We start from the raw sequence: 16,531 nt of genomic DNA, 5'->3' as shown, positions 1-16,531 counted from the left end.
TCCTGAGGGTTCGATTCGCACGCCATCGACGCTGGTCAGCGCACCTTTGAGCGGTGGAGAGATCGGTCACATCCGGTCGGATGCGCGCCCCTGTGACCGCCGACGCGGGAGCCGCGGCCGTGACGCTGTGCCGGAGGCGCCGTGGCGCCATCCTGGAACCGCCACGGGAGCGCGGGCGGGCGTAGGATTCCCGCGGATCTGAGGGGGCGAATGTGTGGTTCGTCGACGAGAAGGGGGGTTGTCGTGGGCGCTGCGCGTACCGTCGGAGGATGGTTCGAACCCGGTGACGACATCGGGAGGTCCTGGGACGAGGCGGAGGCGATCCTCCGGGCCTGCGAGGACCTCGACGGGGTGATGGCGGCCATCCGCGACGCGGAGTCGCCGGTCGAGGCGCGCCGGGCGCTCAAGCTGGGCTTCGGTTTCACCGGCCGTCAGGCCGCGCTGCTCCTCACCCTGCCGGTCATGGCGTTCACCCGCTCGGAGCGCTCGCGGATGGACGAGGGCCGACGCGCCCGGATGGACCTGTTGGCCGACGTCACCGGCTTCCTGCCCGCCATCCCCGACGAGCCGTCCCCGCCCCCACCGGCCCCGCTGCGGACCGTGCCTCCGGCCGCCGAGGAGGACTGGGTCGCCGGTGGCGGGTGGAGCGAGGAGTTCGACGGCGCTCTCGCGCGCATCAGTTCCGCAATGGGGGAGTCCCGGACCGCCCCCGATTCCGAGCCTCACCCGGACCCGCCGGCGTCGGGTACCGGCGGCCGGTCGGCTGGTGGTCGCCGGTCGATGGTGGGGCAGGACGACGCCTCGGCGGTGCTCGACGAGCAGATCGGCGAACTGGCCGACGCCCTCGCGGAGCTCCTTCGGGTGGCCCCGGTCGTCGCCAGCGACGGCGCACCGTGTACAGACGATCCCCGGTGGTCCGCGAGTTCGTCGGGCGCTCTACTGGACAGGTGCGGCGTCGACGACGCCACCGGGATCCGCACCATGTTGTGGCACCTGCGCAGGACGGGCCTCGATGCGGTAGAGGGGCTGTTCCCGTTCGCGGAGCCACTCACGGCGGCGCAGGGGTTCGACGTGCAGGCGGCGAGGTTCGAGCAGGCGATGGGGGCCGGCACCCTCGGGTCTGAGCCGGGTGGTGACGCGACGTGGGCGGGTCGGTTGTGGCCGTTCGCCGAGCGCAGCGGGTTCGGCTACGCGGTGTCGTACCGCGCCGGTCGCGACGCCGGCTCGGTGTGGGCGTACGGCGGGGGCCAGCCCCTTCACCGGATGTGGGATTCGGTCGTGGATCTGCTGGTCGAGCTCTACCAGGCCTTCACGGTGGGCGCCCCGTGCGACTCGGCACTCGCCGCGGTCGCGGACGGCCGCGTGGTGTGGAGCAACCTGGGCTGACCTTGTCTGGGCTCCGCCCCCGCGGGGCCCCGCCCCGCAGGGCCGTGTCGTCAGCCCAGGTCGCGGGCCACCACCGTCGGGCGGGCCCCGCGGCAGAAGACCAGCTCGATCCTCCCCACCGTCTTTCCGGTGGTGCCACCGAGCAGCTCGGCGTAGGCGCACAACTGGAGCAGGTACTCGTCAACGGTGTCCACCGTGACGGCGACGTCGGTCTTGTAGTCGACGATCGTCAACGAGCCGTCGGCTTCCTCCATCACGAGATCGACGACCCCGTCCACCGCGACCGTCGTCCCATCCGCGGTGCTCAGCGGCCCCGCCACGGGTAGCTCGGCCCAGTGGGTGCGAGTCGCCGCCCGCCGGACGGGCTCGGAGGTCAGTGCGGTTCGCGCGACGGAAACCATCTCCGCGACGGCCTCCGGGTTCCGGCTCCCGCGCAGGGCGCCCCCCAACCCGAGGGCGACTAGTTGGTCCGCCGCCCATCGCTCCCAGTCCGCGATCGAGGAGTCGCGGTCGGCGGTCGGCCCGAGCAGGCGGCTCAGGTCCGTGTACTCGGCCAGGTAGTGCACGGCGGTACCGACGTCCGGCCCGGAGGCGAGCGGGGTGCCCCGCGGTGCGGGCGGCAACTCGTCCGGTCGCGTCGGGGCCGGGCTGAACCGGTCGCGCAACGCGGCAGCCAGCCGTTCGGGAAGTGGGCGCGGTTCTCGGGCCTCGTCGTCGCGTGCGTCGTCGCCGGTGCCGTCGGAGGCACTCTCGGCTTCCGGGTGCACGATCCGGGTCGCCGACCAGCCCGCGCGCTCGGCGGACCTGGCAGAGATCCGCCGGCTGCGTTCCACCCATTCCGCTTCGTCGGGCACGTCCACGGCGGGCGCGGCGGCAACCTCGAGCAGGTTCTCGCCGTACTCGACCAGATCGGGCGCATCGGCGTCTTCGATGACGGAGCCGAGGAGTGTCCCCCACAGGCCGGCCTTGGGTTTTCCGTCGGTGTTGAGGGCGTGGCCATGGCCGGAGACCGCGAGGCGGCTCTGCGCGCGGGTCGTGGCTACGTAGAGAAGCCGGATCCGTTCGGCGCGGGCGTGCTGTTTCTCCAGATCGGCGGCTGGTGTGTACCCGGGATCGCGGACGGCAGCGGAGAACGACACGGCCGGCCGGGGAGTCTCGTCGTCGGTCCACAGGAGCCGGCCCTGACCGTTCGGCCAGCCCCGACTCATCCCGGCCACGATGACCATCGGGTACTCCAGGCCTTTTGAGGCGTGGATGGTGTTGATGCGTACGGCGTCCACCCCGATCTCGGGGATGGCGGCTTCGGGGACGCGGGCGTCCTCCGCGGTCAGCGTCAATGCCCAGTCGGCGTAATCCCGCAGGTCGGCACGCGCGGGGTCGGTGGCGGACTCCTCCCATTGCCATGCGTGCTCGATCACGAACCGGATCCGCCGCCACAGGTCGCGCCGGCGCGGAGATTCGGCGACGGACTCGAAGACCATGCGGTCGTGAACGAGCCTCTCCAACAGCTCGCCGGGGCGCCGGGTGTCGCGGGACAGGGCCGAGAGGTAGCCCATCGCCTCGGCGACGGGCGACGCCTCGAAATCCGTGGGTGCCGGTGCGCCGGGAGCCCAGGTGCCACCGGCGGCGCGCCAACGCAGGAGGTCGTCGTCACCGCAGCCGAACAGCGGTGACCTCAGCGCGCCCACGAGGGAGGCCTCGTCGGCGGTGTTGGCCACGGCGCGAACGGCCAGGAGAAGGTCGCGGATCTCAGGTGTCCCGTAGACGATCGACGAGGCCTCGGTGCGGTAGTCGATCCCGGCGTGGTCGAGGCAGGTCTCGAGCATGGGCAGGGACCCGCGTGACGGCAGGAGGATCGCGATGTCGGCCAGTCGCAGCGGGGTCTGCCCACCTTCTTTGGACTCGTGGGTCCAGCTCTCCCGGATGGCGGTGGCGATCACCCTCGCCACATCGGAGGCCTCGGTCCAGTGGCGTTCGGTGGCTTCCTTCGAGTCGGGTGGGCAGTGCTCGGGAACGTCCTCCGTGCGGAAGATGAACGGTCGCGGCCCGTGGGCGGGGTCGTGCTCGGGCCGGCTCGGTGCGGGTTCGAGATCCCGGTACTCGGGTTGGATGCCGTCGGAGGCGGTGAGTACCTCTGAGAACACCTCGTTGACCCAGTTGAGGACCGGACGTGAACAACGGAAGTTCGTGCTGAGTCGCTCGATCTCGACCCCGCCCACGTTGTCGGCGCCACCCCGGGCGCGGAGATAGGTGGCGATGTCGGCACGCCGGAACCGGTAGATGGACTGCTTGGGGTCGCCGACGGTGAAGAGCCGGCCGGGTTCGGGTCCGGAGCCGTCGGTTGCGGTGGTCAGCAGTTCGGCGATGTCCAGCTGTATGGGGTCGGTGTCCTGGAACTCGTCGATGAGGATCCGTTGGTAGCGTGCCCGGACCCGCTCGCGGACCGTCGGGTTCTGCAGTAGTTCGCGCGCGAGGACGAGCTGATCGTGGAACTGCAGGGTGCCGTGGCGGCGGCGGTCGGCGGCGTGTCGTCGGACCACGGGGATGAGGGCGTCGAGCACCACCGCGATGCGTGGACGCCAGTGCTCGACGAGGATCGCCTCGCATACGGAGGAGAGCTGCTTGATCTCCTCTTTGATCTCCTTGACCACGTCGGTCCCGCCCCAGCTCGCGCCCTTGCCGCCGCGACCTGCCTTGACCGGATCTCCCAGGAGTTCCATCCAGGAGGGTGACGCGGTCGGGTCCGTGGCGGCGTCCTGCAGGTTCGCCAGCCAGGTCTCGTGGTCGTCGAGGACGGCGTAGAGCTTGTCCGTCTCGTCCTGGCAGGAGTCCCGCCACCCGACGATCGATCCGACGGCAGCGACCACCTCGGCCAGATCCGGCGACACGGGCAGGTCCGCGACGTCCGGGTACAGGGGATCGGTGGGCAGGCGGTCCCAGTCACGGTGCAGTGCCTCGACCACCTCGCGGAACGCGTGGGCATTCACGCCGGCGTCGAGCATGTCGTCGACTGCCTGCGCCAGATTGCCTGATCGAGTGGCGGTCGGGCCGCTGCCGAACAGGAGGGTGGCGGACTCCTGCCACAGGGCTTCGACGGCGGTGGCCTCTGCGGTGTCCTGTTGGACGGTGACCCTCGGCGGGATCCCCGCCTCGAGGGGATTCTCCGAGAGCAGCCGCAGGGCGAAGGAATGCAGCGTGCCGATCGCGGCGGTGTCGAGGCCCGCCAGTGCGGCATCAGCCCGGTGGTCGCCCTTGGCGCGCAGGTCGACCAGTGTCACGCGGAGCCGGTCGCGTAGCTCGGCGGCCGCCTTCTCGGTGAAGGTGATCGCTGCGATTCGGTCGACGGGCACGGCGTCGTCCAACAGGAGCGTGCTGAGCCGGCTGACCAGGGCATGGGTCTTTCCGGTCCCGGCGCCGGCCTCCACGAAGAGCGTGGCGGAGGTGTCTGTTTCCACGCGGAGACGGGCGGCCCGGTCGGGGAGGTGGCTCATGTGGTCGTCTCCGATTCGTTCTCGGTCGGGTCGGCGGCGACGAGGCCGGCGAATGCGGGATGGGACGCGATCGGTACCTGCTGGGACAGCTGCTCCCAGGCGCGGTCGAGCTCCGTGCCCCCGATGAGCTTGGCCAGGTCACGGGACGACCCTCGCCCGCCCTTGAGCGGGAACCAGCCCCGCTGGAGGGCGTCCACCAGATTGCCCACGTCCTCACGGACCTTGGCCATGACGTCGACGGTGATGTCGAGGGAGATCTGCTCGAACTCCCCGCGCTCGGTGCAGTACCAGTACCGCACCTCGCGAACCGGGAGGTCGTGGGATGCCTCGGCGGCCGCGGCGTAGAGCGGCAACTGGAATCGCGTGCCGGAGATGGTGGGATCATCCTCGGTCGGCCGGTCTTCTGACTCCGGTGGCTTCCCGGTCTTGTAGTCGGTGACCCGCTGGGCGTCTCCGCGCTCATCGAGCCGGTCGATGGACCCGGCGAGGAGGACCGATGTCGCGCCGCGGGAGGTGGTCACCTCGAACGGGATCTGGACCACCGAGCCGTCGGGGGCCTGTCGGCCGAACCCGAGCTCGGTAGCGGCTGGGGCCCACCCCGCCTCGAAGTCCACCTCATCCTCCGAGAACCACCGGTCCAGCTCGGCTCCGAGCAGGATCTCCCTTCGGCGCCACAACGAGGCCACGAGGCCCGGCGAGGTCGCGATGGCGGCCTCGCATTCGCTGCGAAGCGCTCTCATGAGCAGGTCGCGGTCCGGGCCGGACCCGGTCTCCAGCCGATCGGAGATGTAGCGCTGGAGGATCGAATGGACCAGGTCGCCGTAGTCGCGCAGGTCCATTTCGATATCTGCAGCCGGGTCGTCGAGCGTTCGGACCCGCAACACCGTGGAGAGGAAGAACAGGTAGGGACTCTGTGCCCAATCCTCCAGCCTCGTGGGCGAGAGCGGATGGTCGAGGAAGGTGAGCAGGTCGGCAGCCGACGAGACGTCGCCGGTGAACCGCGTGAACCGGCCACGCCGACGGTCCTGACGCATCTCGTGGGCGCGGACCAGCAGATCAGGGGCATCCGCCCGAGCCAGCCACCCGTGGGCGGAGAGGTCCCGGATCCGCAGTTCGGCGAGGGTGGCCGGGTCCGAACCGAGGGCGGTCGGCGGGGTGAGCACGCCGTCGACGAACGAGGGCACTGCGGTGACGGCCGGGCATCCGTCGACGTCCTGCTGCCACTTGGTGGCGCGAACGGACTTCCGGGCGAGTCGGGACAGGGTGGGCAGCAGCCAGCGGGACGGGATCCGGTCGCCGCCGCCTCGCATCGACCCACGGGGGAACGAACACATGCGGTGCTCGGAGCCGGCGGTCAGCGCCAGCTGGAGAACCCGGTACCGCTCGTCGAGTCGTTCGGAGGAGGGGGGCTCGACCGCGCCCTCGGGGACGAGCGGGTCGGGCTTGTGCAGGACCGGGAGCAATCCCTCCGCCATTCCCACGACGCAGACGGTGTCCAGATCGCGACCCACGGCGTCGTCGATCGGCCCCAGGGCGACCCCGGCGCCCTCCTCGCCGACACGGTCACCGATCGCGTCCAGTCGCGTGGCGACCGCACCCACGACGCGATCCCGGGTGATCGCCGGCGCGATCGTATCCAGATCGCCTAGGGAACCGAGCACCGCGAGCACGGCGGCCCGGTCGGGGGCCTGACGGAACAGTGAGGCGACGAGACCTGTCACAGCCCGTGTGGCCTCCGTCCAGGTACGCGCGGCGTCGACGGCAGTGAGTCCGGAACGGATGTTTCGGATCAGGCGCAGCAGCGCGGCAGCGGCGGCCCGTTCGGACTCGGCGAGGGCCTCAGGCTCGGCCTGCAGATACTCGGCCAGTCGCTCCCAGTCGCCGGCACCGATGACGGGGAAGCGCGTCCGGGTGAGGATCTCGAGCCGCCGGGACGAGACGGCGGCGCCGTCGTCGTCGAACGGGGCGATCGCACCTTCGGCGATGATCGAGAGGAGATCGGCGCGGGGCATCCGGTCGGCATCCAGGCCCAGCAGCCGCACGATCGTACGGCCGGCGGGGGAGCGGCCGAGTGCCGCGTCGGAGGGGCCGTAGACGGTGATCCCGGCTTCCGCGAAGGCTCGGTGGAGAAGCCGCAAGTAGGGGTCCGGTGAGGGGTAGTAGACACCGATTTGGTAGCCGGGGACCCCGTCTGCGAGACGCGAGCGGACGAATCGGACCACTGCGCGCACCTCGTCATCGGAATCCGACGCGTGGAGCACGTGGGTGCCGGTGACCGCCTTCCCGGTGCCGGGCTCGGCGGCGGAGGCGAGATGGTCCGATCCGGTGCCGGGAAGAGGGGAGATACCGCGCTGATCCAGCGCGGCCCGCAGCCTGCGCTCGGCCTGAGTCCCGCGCAACGGTGCGGCGAGCACGATCCGGCCCAGCTCGTCCAGACGCTTCAGCGCGATGCCCACGGCCTCGAACTGCGTGTAGTACGCGGCACCTGTCATCGCGTGGACCTCGTCGGCCAGCCGGAGGACCTCCGAGTGCAAGCGGGTCTGCGCGCCGACCGACCCCGGCTCGACGGTCCCGAGCCGCAGGCAGGCCTGGGCCACAGCCTGCCCCGTGACGGGCTCGGCGGCGACCGACTCGAGGTACCCCGGGTCGGCGTCCAACGCCTTCTCGACGGCGGCGGCTAGGAGCGGGAACGGGAGTGCGGCCCTCGGTGCCAGTGCGGGAGCCGAGAGCTCGCTGATCACCTGGGAGGCGGTCCGCACCGCCACGTTGACCGAGCCACCACTGAGCGCCAACGCCCGGACGAGGTCCCGGACCGCACCGAACGAGGGCACGAGGACGGTGATGCGGCCGAGGGGGTCGGTACCGCGGAGGCGGTGCACCTCGGCGGCGAGGGCGGTGGGATGAGCCTGGGATCCGGTCACACCGCCATGGTGCCCCACGGGTCCGACAACCCCGGGGTGGACGGTCTCTCATCACCGCTGACGGCGTCGGACCCTGCTGCTACCGTCCGGTCAGACCGGCCCACCCGGGGCAGCGGAAAGCGAGGGGGCACCGCCGATGTCGTACGGCTGGGACAATGGGGCGGCAGGATCGCGGACACCGCAGGGATGGCAGGGGTCCGGGTATCAGTCCGAACCACAGCGCGGGGGCTCCGGCGTGGCCATCGCCCTCATCGCGCTCCTGGCGATCCTGGCGCTGGCGCTGATCGGCGCGATCGCTTATCTCTTCCTGCGCCCGGGCGGCGTCTCCGGCGACGGGTCGGGTCAGGTGGTCGCTGTCTCCTCGTCGTCGTCCCCCACGGCTCCCTCACAGCCCCCGGTCACGGAGACCGCCTACACAACCGCGCCGGAGCGCGAGACCGTCACGGTCACCCGCGAGGCGCCCGCGACCCGCTCGTCGCCGACCGTCGGGTATCCCGCCGGCGCGGATTCCTCCGGCTGGGTCGACAACCGTCAGGCACGGTGCAATGCCGGTGATCCGGCGGCGATGATCGGCCGCACCACCCAGGCCTCGTTCTCCATCTGCGTCAATCCGGACAACGGCCGGTACTACTACCGCGGCTACGCCGACGGGGCCGGGGTGGAGATCGACGATCCCGCGGTCTCCGGTGGCTCGGCGATGGTCGCCAACAACGACGTCCTCTACTCGATCGACTCGTCGGGAATGTGGATCTACCAGGGTGGGGAGCTGATCTCGAGCCAGCCGATGGTGTCCTTCTGGGCGGAGTGACGGGGTGGTCGAGGGCGCGGTCGGGGGTTCCGCTAATGTCCTACCCCGTGCCACGAGCACGGCCCTGTGGCGCAGTTGGTTAGCGCGCCGCCCTGTCACGGCGGAGGTCGCGGGTTCGAGTCCCGTCAGGGTCGCCGCAGAGAGCCGGTGCATTCGGTCCACGCCGAACGCACCGGCTTTCGTCTGTGCGGCTACCGGGGCCCCAGCCTCGCGGCGATCGCGTCCCGCGTCGAGGAGAACGTGAACAGGAAGTGTTCGAGCGCTACCTGGGCGTGGCGGGGGAGCAGCGGGGCGACCGGCACGGTGGTCCGCTGCAGGACGTGCCGGCCGTCGAGGATCCACGACGTGCGGTCGTCGTCGAGATTGAGTCGAGCCAGCTCGAGCGCCGCGTCGGACCTGGAGCGCACTCCCCGCACGACCCACGCCCAGATGCGCGCGTACGGCTCGTCCTCGGCGAATGAGACGTGCATCCGGTGGCCGACGTGGTCGAAGACGATGGCCCCGTGGTCGTCGACCACGCAGGCCCGTCCCGTGACTCTCTCGACGATCGCCTCGAACCGTTCCCGGGCGTCCTCGTGGTCGGCCACCTCCACCGCCATGTCGATGGGGTTCGGGTGGTCGGCGGGGTCGTTGCCGATGGGGATCGAGTCGGTGCGGAGCAGACGCAGCGGTCCGGTGTGCCGCCCGACCGTGCCCTGGCAGCGCAGAGTCAGCAGTTGGGGGTGCGGTACCCCGAGCCGGTCGCGGCAGGCATCGACGACCGCCCGGGCGATGGTGCCGGGCGCGGTGGGGGCGGTGTGGGCGATCATCTCCTCCACGAGGGGGTGACCGGCGAGGCGCACGGTCACCCAGGTGCGCTCACCGCCGGGCGCGAGGTGGACGACGCACCGCCCCCGCGTTCCGGACGCCTCGGACGGGGCGGTGAACTCCATCGCGCCGACCGCCCCCGGCCTGCGGAGATGGCCGGCCAGGGTTGACTCGAAACCGTCCCAGGGGTCCTCCGCCGGACGCAGCGGCGCGCTGCCCGGGCCGGAGAGCTGGTCACGCACGGCCTCATCCCACCGGGGCGAGGGCGGCCACGTCGTCGACCGCCCGGCGGAGTTCGCGCGAGGCGGTGCAGTCACCGAGCCGTTCGGCGACGGCGTCGGCGATCGCGCGGTAGAACCACAGTTTCTCCTCCGGCCCGGCGTTGAACAGGCCCCACATGTCACCGCCCAGCCGCTCGTGCGCGGTGACCATCGAGCGCAGGTTGTGGATCTTGTCGGCGGCCGAGATGAGCAGGCACTCGTGGGAGTCCTCGGCCAGTCGCGCGAGGTAGCCCTCCTTGCGCACCCGCCACGGCGGGGTCTCCTCGCCGGCGGTCTTCTCCTCCGACACGCCGCGAACGAGCTCCGTGACCCGCTCGCCGAACTCGGCGGTCATGTCGTCGGCCGAGTACACCGATGGCGGCACGTCCTCCAGGACGTCGTGCAGCAGCGCTGCGACCGCCACGTCCTCGTCGGCGGTGAAGTCCGAGACGATCAGCGCCACCGCGACCGGGTGGGCGATGTAGGGCGTCGGGTCGTCCTTGCGGGTCTGGCCGGCGTGGCAACGGGCGGCGACCGCGAGCGCGCGGTCGAGGGTGGGGGTCCAGGTGAGCGACATGGTGCACTCCTCGAGGGAGAGGTCCCGACGCCGGGCGACGCCGCCGGGTCGTGGGTGGAACCGGTCGTGACCGGTGTCCCTTCCACACTCCCGAGTACACACCACGGGTACGACACGGGGGAACCGATCGGCGTGGGGCGCGCGTCGTACATGGTGAGGACGCCACGGGGGCGTCCCGGTAGTAGACCGGAACGACGACGAGGAGGGCTCGTGCCCGACGGGACGATCAGGGCGGATGCCGGGAGGATCGCGAGCGCGGTCTCGGTGTTCCGCGACTGCGGGGAGGCGGCCGCGGAGGTGACGTTTCCCGAGGTCACGGCACGTCTGGGCGGCGGTCTTCCGGGCGGGTCGGCGATCGAGCAGGCGGTGGACCGGGCGTGCGGTGCGGCAGCGGTGTGCGCCGAGAGAATCGCGGGTCGGCTCGGGGGCCTGGCCGACTTCGCGGCCGAGGCGCACCGGTTCCTCGAGGCCGAGGATGAGGACTTCGCGGCTCTCCTCGCAGCGGTGGCCCGGCGGTGAGCTGGACAGTCGCGGACATTCGTCGTTGGGACGTGTCCGCATTGGCGGGGGCCGGCGGCGAGGTCGGCCGGCAGCACTCGGTGGCGCAGGGCATCCGGAGGGACCTGGTCGACGGTGCGATGGAGCTGGATGATGGCTGGGACGGGGCGGCCGCTGACGCCGTCCTCGACACCGTGGAACGTGAGAAGTCGCACGTCAGCACGCTGGCTGACGGACTCGAGGATCTGGCTGATGCTCTCCGGAGCTCGCACGCTGCTCTGGGGCCGGCAGTTCAGACGGTTCGAGATCGGATCGCCGATGCCGGGGCAGCCGGACTCGAGGTGAGCGAATCGTCGGTGCGTCCGTTGTCGGGTCGCGACGACATCGATCAATCGACGGTCGATGAGCATGCGGAGGCGATCAGCTCCGCGGTCGACACCGTTCGCTCCCTCGATGAGCACTACGGGCGCGAGATCGACCAGATCGCCGCTCGGCTGCACGCCGCGATCCCACCCGAGGTCGATCGGTCGCCGATCCCGGGCCCGGACGACCCGTGGCCGGGTCGCGGTGTGGACGCGATGACGGGGGCCGCGTCACGGGGTTACCCGGACGTCGCCGATGAACTCGATCCACTGACGCGGGGGAAGCACATGCTCAACCCGGCCCCGGACGACTTCGGCAGAGCCGCGGCAACGGGGTTGCGGGGACTCGGTAGGGTCGCCGGTCCGGTCGGTGGCGGGCTTACGGTGTACGACGGCGTGAAGGCCCACGTCCAGGGGAAGACGTCGACCGGCGAGGCCGTCGCGGAGACCCTCGGGGCTCTGGGTGGCGGCGCGCTCGGAGGCGCCGCAGCCGGCGCCGTCGCAGGAACGATGTTCGGTCCCCTCGGCACGTTCATCGGCGCCGGCATCGGTGCGGCCGTCGGGACGTACCTGGGACAGCAGGCGGGCGATATGGCTCACGACCGGTACCGGGCCCACACGGCAGAGAGGTGACACGACCATGAGGTATGGGCAGAGACGGGACGACCCGTCGGAACGCGACCCGCACCCCTACGAACACCCCGCCCTGGAACCGGAACCCGGTTTCTGGGACGGCAAGTGGGAAGAGTTCAAGCGGCGATTCATCCAGATGGCCTGGGAGGATCACTACAGCCGGACCGTCCTTATCCTCTCCACGGTGGGATTCGTGGGGACTTTCATCTGGATGTGGTTCACCGGTGAAACCTGATGGTCTCCCCTAGGAGACTGCTGAACAAGCTGCGATCCTGGCACGGCCGGTGTGCGTGAGGGCCGGTTGGCCGTCGCGCGAGGTGCGGTGTTGGAGATTTCTGGGTTCGGCGAGAAGGGCGAGAGGTTCGCGGCGCCCACCGCGGGTTGTTCGAGCCTGTGCTGGGGCGGGAATGCCTGGCCCCGGCCCGCTGATCAGGCCAGGGCCCAGGTTCCGTTCTGGCTCGTTAGTCCCATCGCGACTAGCCGGCGCAGGTTCAGGGCGGCAACGCGGTGGTGGAGCCAGTCGTTGTTCTTCTCGACCCCGCGGTACGGCACGCGGCGGGCACCTCGGGTCAGCCAGGCGATCGAGCGTTCCACCATCGGTCGGTTCTGGCGGTAGACGGTCTTGAAGTCCTCATCGCCGGCCCGCTGGCGGTGCTGGCGTTGCAGCAGGTGATGCTCGCCGAGCACGACTTTGCGCCCCGTGGCTGAGGTGGTGCACCGCTGACGCAGCGGGCAGCCACGACACGCCGCCCCGAAGGTGGCATTGCCCTTGGCAGACAGGCCACGGGTGATGTTGGCGGGGCAGGTCAGGGTGCCCGCCACGGCGTCGAAGGTGAAGTCATCCAGGGTGAACCCGCCCTCGACTGCGGGCCGTAGCGGCCACGGCTTGACCAGGGGCAGCCACTGCTTGCCGGCCAGGGTGTGCAGCATGTCGCCGCTGGCATAGGCGGAATCGCCGAGCACTTCGACCGGCTCGCCGGCGTCGATGGTGGGATCGGCGGTGACCAGCTGCGCGCCGACCGCGGCATCGGAGTTGGTCGGCCCGTTGGGCTTGGTCAGGGAGCACATGGTGGTCAGGCCGGTGTCGGGCTCGACCACGATGTGGGCCTTGAACCCGTCTTGGCGGCGCTGGCGGGTCTTGTGGGCGTGGCGGGCATCGGGGTCCACGGTGGAGATCACCCGATCCGGGGCGGTGCGGCGGGCGATGCGCCACCGCCCGTCGGTACCGTCTGAATCCTCGGCCGGTTCGACATCCTGCCCTGCTACCAGCGCCAACAGGGCGACCGCTTCGGCCGGCTTGCCGCCGGCGGCGGTGATCGCCTGAACATCGAGTGCCGCCAACAGCGCCAGAGCATCGGCCACCAGGGCGGAGACCAACTCATCACGGGCGGCCTGGTCATCCCAGGCGATGCGCGGCTTACCGGCCTCGGTGTAGTCCTGCCCGCACACCGCCGCCAGCCGGGTGCACTCGGTGGCGATCAGCTCCTTCGCCCCGGGCACCTCGCGGCCGACCCGGCGGATCTGGGCGATGAGCTGGGTGATCGTGTCTTGACGGGCCACTGCGTCGTCCAAGACCGTTGAATCCAGCGCCCGGCGGGTCTTGGCCTTGACCGCACCGGTCTCGGCGATGACCTGGCGCACCACCTCGAAGATCCGCTGCGGTCGGTCACTGGCCGCCAGGCGGCGTCGCCAATAGGTCAACGTCGACGAGTTGAAACCCTTCGCATCGACCGGATACCCGCAGGCGGCCTTCCACCGCAGGTCGAACGTCAGCGCGTCGACCGCTTCCCGGTCTGAGTGACCGAACAGTGCCTGGAGCACGATGACCGAGGCGATCACCTCACCGGGAATCGACGGCCGGCCCCGGCCCGAGGGAAACAGGTCGGCGAACAACTCGTCCGGGAACAGCCGGTCCCGGTGCTCGGCGAGCAACGCGAACACGCTGCCCTCCTCGAGCAGATGCCCCGCCACCGACTCCACATCCAGCAACTCGCGCTGCCGATCCGACTCACCCTGCATGACCCACATCATTTCAGGGCCACCCCAACCCCGCAGGCCGGACACGCACTTTGTTCAGCAGTCTCCTAGAACGTCTTGGCGTCGATCACGAACCGGTACCGGACGTCCGAGCTCACGACGCGGTCGTACGCCTCGTTGATCTTGTCCGCAGAGATGAGCTCGATGTCGGCCGTGATCCCGTGCTCGGCGCAGAAGTCGAGCATCTCCTGGGTCTCGGGGATCCCCCCGATCATGGACCCGGTGAGGATCCTGCGCCCGGCGGCGACGGACCCGGCCCGCACCGACATCGGCTCGGTCGGGATGCCGATGTTGACCAGCGCCCCCCGCGGCTTGAGCGTGGCGAGGAACCGGTCCATCGGCAGGCTCGCGGAGACGGTGTTGAGGATGACGTCGAAGGTGCCGCGGAGTTCGCGGAGCGTGGCCTTGCCCTCGTCGCCGGCGGTCGCATAGTGCTCCACGGCGCCGTATTTCAGCGAGTCGTCCCGCTTGGAGGTGGTCTGCGACAGGACCGTCACCTCGGCGCCCATCGCCACCGCGAGCTTCACGCCGACGTGGCCGAGTCCGCCCATGCCGATCACCGCGACCTTGGTGCCCGGGCCGACGTTCCATTGCTTCAGCGGCGAGAACATCGTGATCCCCGCGCACAGCAGCGGCGCCGCCGCGGCCGGGTCGAGCCCCTCCGGTACGGACACCACCATCGGCTCCTCGACCACGATGTGGGTCGAGTAGCCGCCGTTCGTCACCGGGCCCTCGGGGTCGCCCTCGGGCAGCGGGGAGCCGTAGGTCGCGACCGACCCGCGCTCACACTCCTGTTCCTGGCCGGCCTGGCAGGAGGCGCACTCGTGGCAGGCGCCGACCAGGCACCCGACGCCCACGCGGTCGCCCACCGCGTGCCGGGTGACCTCGGAACCGACCTCGCGGACGATGCCGATGATCTCGTGCCCGGGCGCCACGGGATAGGTGGTCTGCCCCCACTCGCCGCGCACGTGATGGATGTCGGAGTGACAGATGCCGGCGTACTCGATCTCGATGAGCACGTCGTCCGGGCCGGTGTCCCGACGTCGGATCGTGGTCTTCTCCAGGGGTGCGTCCGGTGCGGTGGCGGCGACGGCGGCGACGTCCATGTGTGGTCTCCCTCGGGTCGAGTCAGGTGTGCACGCCACAGTAGAGAAAGTTCGGCATCCGCCGCCGCCACGACATCTGCGGCCGCGACGGCGAAGGAATACGACAATGCCCTCCCGATCAGGCCGGGCACGACTCCCGAAGGATGCGTACCGCCATGTCAGAAGGGCAATGCGTCGATTAGCAGCGGGCCGGGATACCCGGCTACGTCAGTTGAGCGACGAGCCGGGCCCCCGGTCCAGGTGGTCAGCTCCCGAGGCTGCCGAACACGTCGACGCTGCCCAGATTGACGCTCCCGGTAGTGGTCACCGAGAAGTTCCGGAAGTGAATCTCGACCGGGTACTGGACGTCCGCGAGAGTCGAGATCTCATCGGTTGCAGCGAGGGGCGCGATGCTGTCTTCGGTGACGCAGATCGACGTGGCGACGTAGTCCCCGTCGTCCAGGCCCGGCACGCTGACCTTGTGAGGACTCACGTAGGCCCCCTCCTCGTCCAGTAGGTCACTGGACTCGTTGACCACGACGCGCAGGTCGGATTCCTTCGTGGGCCAGACCGGATTCCTGAACAGGTCCTCGAAGAAGGTCTCGTTCCAGGTCTCGGGGTCGATGTCCTTCTCGCTGATCGCACCCTCGACCACCAGAGGCCCGACGCAGGCCATGTTCTCGGGGGCGGTGACCGTGAAGTTCGCCGTGGTGCCGTTGACGTTCACGGCGAGGTCAGGTGAGTCGATCTTGATGATGTCAGTGGGGTCGACGGGGTCGACCAACTGCGCCTGGGCGATGGCCGGCGCGAGGAACGAGCCGGCGCCCAGGAGGGCGGCAGTCACGGCAGCGGTGCCGTACGTACGGAGGGAGGTCGAGGACATGGGAAGTCTCCTTGGTGAAGTGAGTAGTCGGGAGCCGATGCGGCCCTGAGGCCTTCGGGTGTGAGTGCGTGCTGGTCTGCCGGAGGGGAGCGCGGCAGAACGTCCGTTGGGGCGTCGCCGGGCCGGCTCGGCTGGCCCCCTGCGGCGCTTCGTGTGGGTGAGTGCATACCGACACTCGCCGTGTCGACCACGGACGAGGTCGCTTCCCGGTAGAGGCCGTCATGGACGAGACTGAAGACTGCAGGTATTGCGGCGGCGAGGGCGACCACGGCGAGCCGGCGCCGTCTGGTTAGTCCCAGCTTGAGTGCCAGGACCACGGAGGCTGCGGCGACCAAGAGCGCGGTGCCGAGACCGGCCACGACAGCCCCGGTCGCGCTGGAGATATGCCGTAGCGATCCGTACAGCAAGTCGATGTGCCAGCTCAGGCCGAGGAACACGACCGCGAAGGCGCCGGAGATCAGGCCCACACCGACTGCTGCCTCGACCGGGTTCGGCAAACTCATGCGGACGAGCGCCCTACACGCTTCAAGTGCGGCCAGTACGAGGAAGACTGTCAGGACGGGTATGGCGATCGCCCCGAGGTAGTGAAGCCACCATTCGAGGAGGCTCCAATCCGTGAGGTGGTCGACCGTGAGGGCGTTGTTCACGAGTGACCTCCGAGGGATCGAGTGCGGTTGGCTTCCCCGGAGACCTTTCCTCGACATAGCGCGTGGGTGATAACGGCTAAGAGGAAAAGGGGACTTATCGGCAAGAGGGTATGGTCCGGTCGATATCGGCTGTAGC

The 16,531-nt window shown here is 70.2% G+C and carries 13 protein-coding genes and 1 tRNA gene; 6 read left to right on the top strand and 8 right to left on the bottom strand.

Features of this window, described 5'->3' with window-relative positions; translation table 11 throughout:
• Window positions 1–243: 243 nt before the first annotated feature.
• Window positions 244–1,386: a DNA gyrase subunit A gene (locus CK206_RS10115; protein WP_096906311.1), complete on the top strand. Its 1,143-nt coding sequence runs from the start codon at window positions 244–246 to the stop codon at window positions 1,384–1,386.
• 50 nt (window positions 1,387–1,436) lie between these two features.
• On the opposite strand, the gene CK206_RS10110 is transcribed toward CK206_RS10115, so the two are convergent.
• A complete protein-coding gene (locus CK206_RS10110; RefSeq protein WP_096906310.1) occupies window positions 1,437–4,877 on the bottom strand; it encodes an exodeoxyribonuclease V subunit beta in 3,441 nt (1,146 codons plus the stop codon).
• The gene (locus tag CK206_RS10105) at window positions 4,874–7,798 is read right to left on the bottom strand and encodes a PD-(D/E)XK nuclease family protein (protein ID WP_254050540.1); all 2,925 of its coding nucleotides are present in this window, start codon (window positions 7,796–7,798) and stop codon (window positions 4,874–4,876) included. The genes CK206_RS10110 and CK206_RS10105 overlap by 4 nt, the downstream gene beginning before the upstream one ends.
• Before the next feature lie 235 nt (window positions 7,799–8,033).
• Here CK206_RS10105 and CK206_RS10100 point away from each other — a divergent pair, with 235 nt between their 5' ends.
• Together CK206_RS10100 and CK206_RS10095 are read left to right on the top strand one after the other, a co-directional pair.
• Window positions 8,034–8,606: a hypothetical protein gene (locus tag CK206_RS10100; protein WP_240341205.1), complete on the top strand. Its 573-nt coding sequence runs from the start codon at window positions 8,034–8,036 to the stop codon at window positions 8,604–8,606.
• A gap of 60 nt (window positions 8,607–8,666) precedes the next feature.
• A tRNA-Asp gene (locus tag CK206_RS10095) sits at window positions 8,667–8,740 on the top strand.
• 57 nt (window positions 8,741–8,797) lie between these two features.
• On the opposite strand, the gene CK206_RS10090 is transcribed toward CK206_RS10095, so the two are convergent.
• Both CK206_RS10090 and CK206_RS10085 read right to left on the bottom strand, forming a co-directional pair.
• Window positions 8,798–9,655 carry a hypothetical protein gene (locus tag CK206_RS10090; protein WP_096906308.1) on the bottom strand — a complete coding sequence of 286 codons (858 nt, stop codon included), beginning with the start codon at window positions 9,653–9,655 and terminating at the stop codon, window positions 8,798–8,800.
• Between the two features lie 4 nt (window positions 9,656–9,659).
• Window positions 9,660–10,250 (bottom strand): HD domain-containing protein, encoded by a 591-nt coding sequence (locus CK206_RS10085; RefSeq protein WP_096906307.1) that lies wholly within the window; start codon window positions 10,248–10,250, stop codon window positions 9,660–9,662.
• A 210-nt stretch (window positions 10,251–10,460) separates the two neighbouring features.
• On the opposite strand from CK206_RS10085, the gene CK206_RS10080 reads away from it, so the two are divergent.
• Genes CK206_RS10080 through CK206_RS10070 form a run of 3 tightly spaced genes read left to right on the top strand, consistent with a single transcriptional unit; the run spans window position 10,461 to window position 11,978 of the window.
• Complete coding sequence (locus CK206_RS10080; RefSeq protein ID WP_096906306.1) at window positions 10,461–10,769, top strand: hypothetical protein; 309 nt, start codon at window positions 10,461–10,463, stop codon at window positions 10,767–10,769.
• Entirely contained in the window at window positions 10,766–11,743 is a 978-nt protein-coding gene (locus CK206_RS10075) for a WXG100 family type VII secretion target (protein ID WP_254050539.1), read from the top strand. Before CK206_RS10080 ends, CK206_RS10075 begins: the two co-directional genes overlap by 4 nt.
• Window positions 11,744–11,750: 7 nt before the next feature.
• Entirely contained in the window at window positions 11,751–11,978 is a 228-nt protein-coding gene (locus CK206_RS10070) for a hypothetical protein (RefSeq protein ID WP_096906304.1), read from the top strand.
• Between the two features lie 194 nt (window positions 11,979–12,172).
• Here CK206_RS10070 and CK206_RS10065 read toward each other — a convergent pair whose 3' ends face one another.
• From CK206_RS10065 to CK206_RS19570, 4 genes are all read right to left on the bottom strand, one after another.
• On the bottom strand, window positions 12,173–13,762 hold the full coding sequence (locus tag CK206_RS10065; protein WP_096905213.1) for an IS1182 family transposase: 1,590 nt from the start codon (window positions 13,760–13,762) through the stop codon (window positions 12,173–12,175).
• A 65-nt stretch (window positions 13,763–13,827) separates the two neighbouring features.
• Window positions 13,828–14,886, bottom strand: a complete 1,059-nt coding sequence (locus CK206_RS10060; RefSeq protein ID WP_096906303.1) for an NAD(P)-dependent alcohol dehydrogenase — start codon at window positions 14,884–14,886, stop codon at window positions 13,828–13,830.
• A gap of 244 nt (window positions 14,887–15,130) precedes the next feature.
• Window positions 15,131–15,748 (bottom strand): hypothetical protein, encoded by a 618-nt coding sequence (locus CK206_RS10055; protein ID WP_096906302.1) that lies wholly within the window; start codon window positions 15,746–15,748, stop codon window positions 15,131–15,133.
• Window positions 15,706–16,395, bottom strand: a complete 690-nt coding sequence (locus CK206_RS19570; protein WP_143337721.1) for a hypothetical protein — start codon at window positions 16,393–16,395, stop codon at window positions 15,706–15,708. The genes CK206_RS10055 and CK206_RS19570 overlap by 43 nt, the downstream gene beginning before the upstream one ends.
• Window positions 16,396–16,531: the final 136 nt, after the last annotated feature.

This window comes from Dietzia sp. WMMA184 (genome assembly GCF_002441635.1).
Taxonomy (GTDB): domain Bacteria; phylum Actinomycetota; class Actinomycetes; order Mycobacteriales; family Mycobacteriaceae; genus Dietzia; species Dietzia kunjamensis.
The sequence above is the reverse complement of the archived record's forward strand: the minus strand, read 5'-3'. Positions and strand labels throughout refer to the sequence as shown.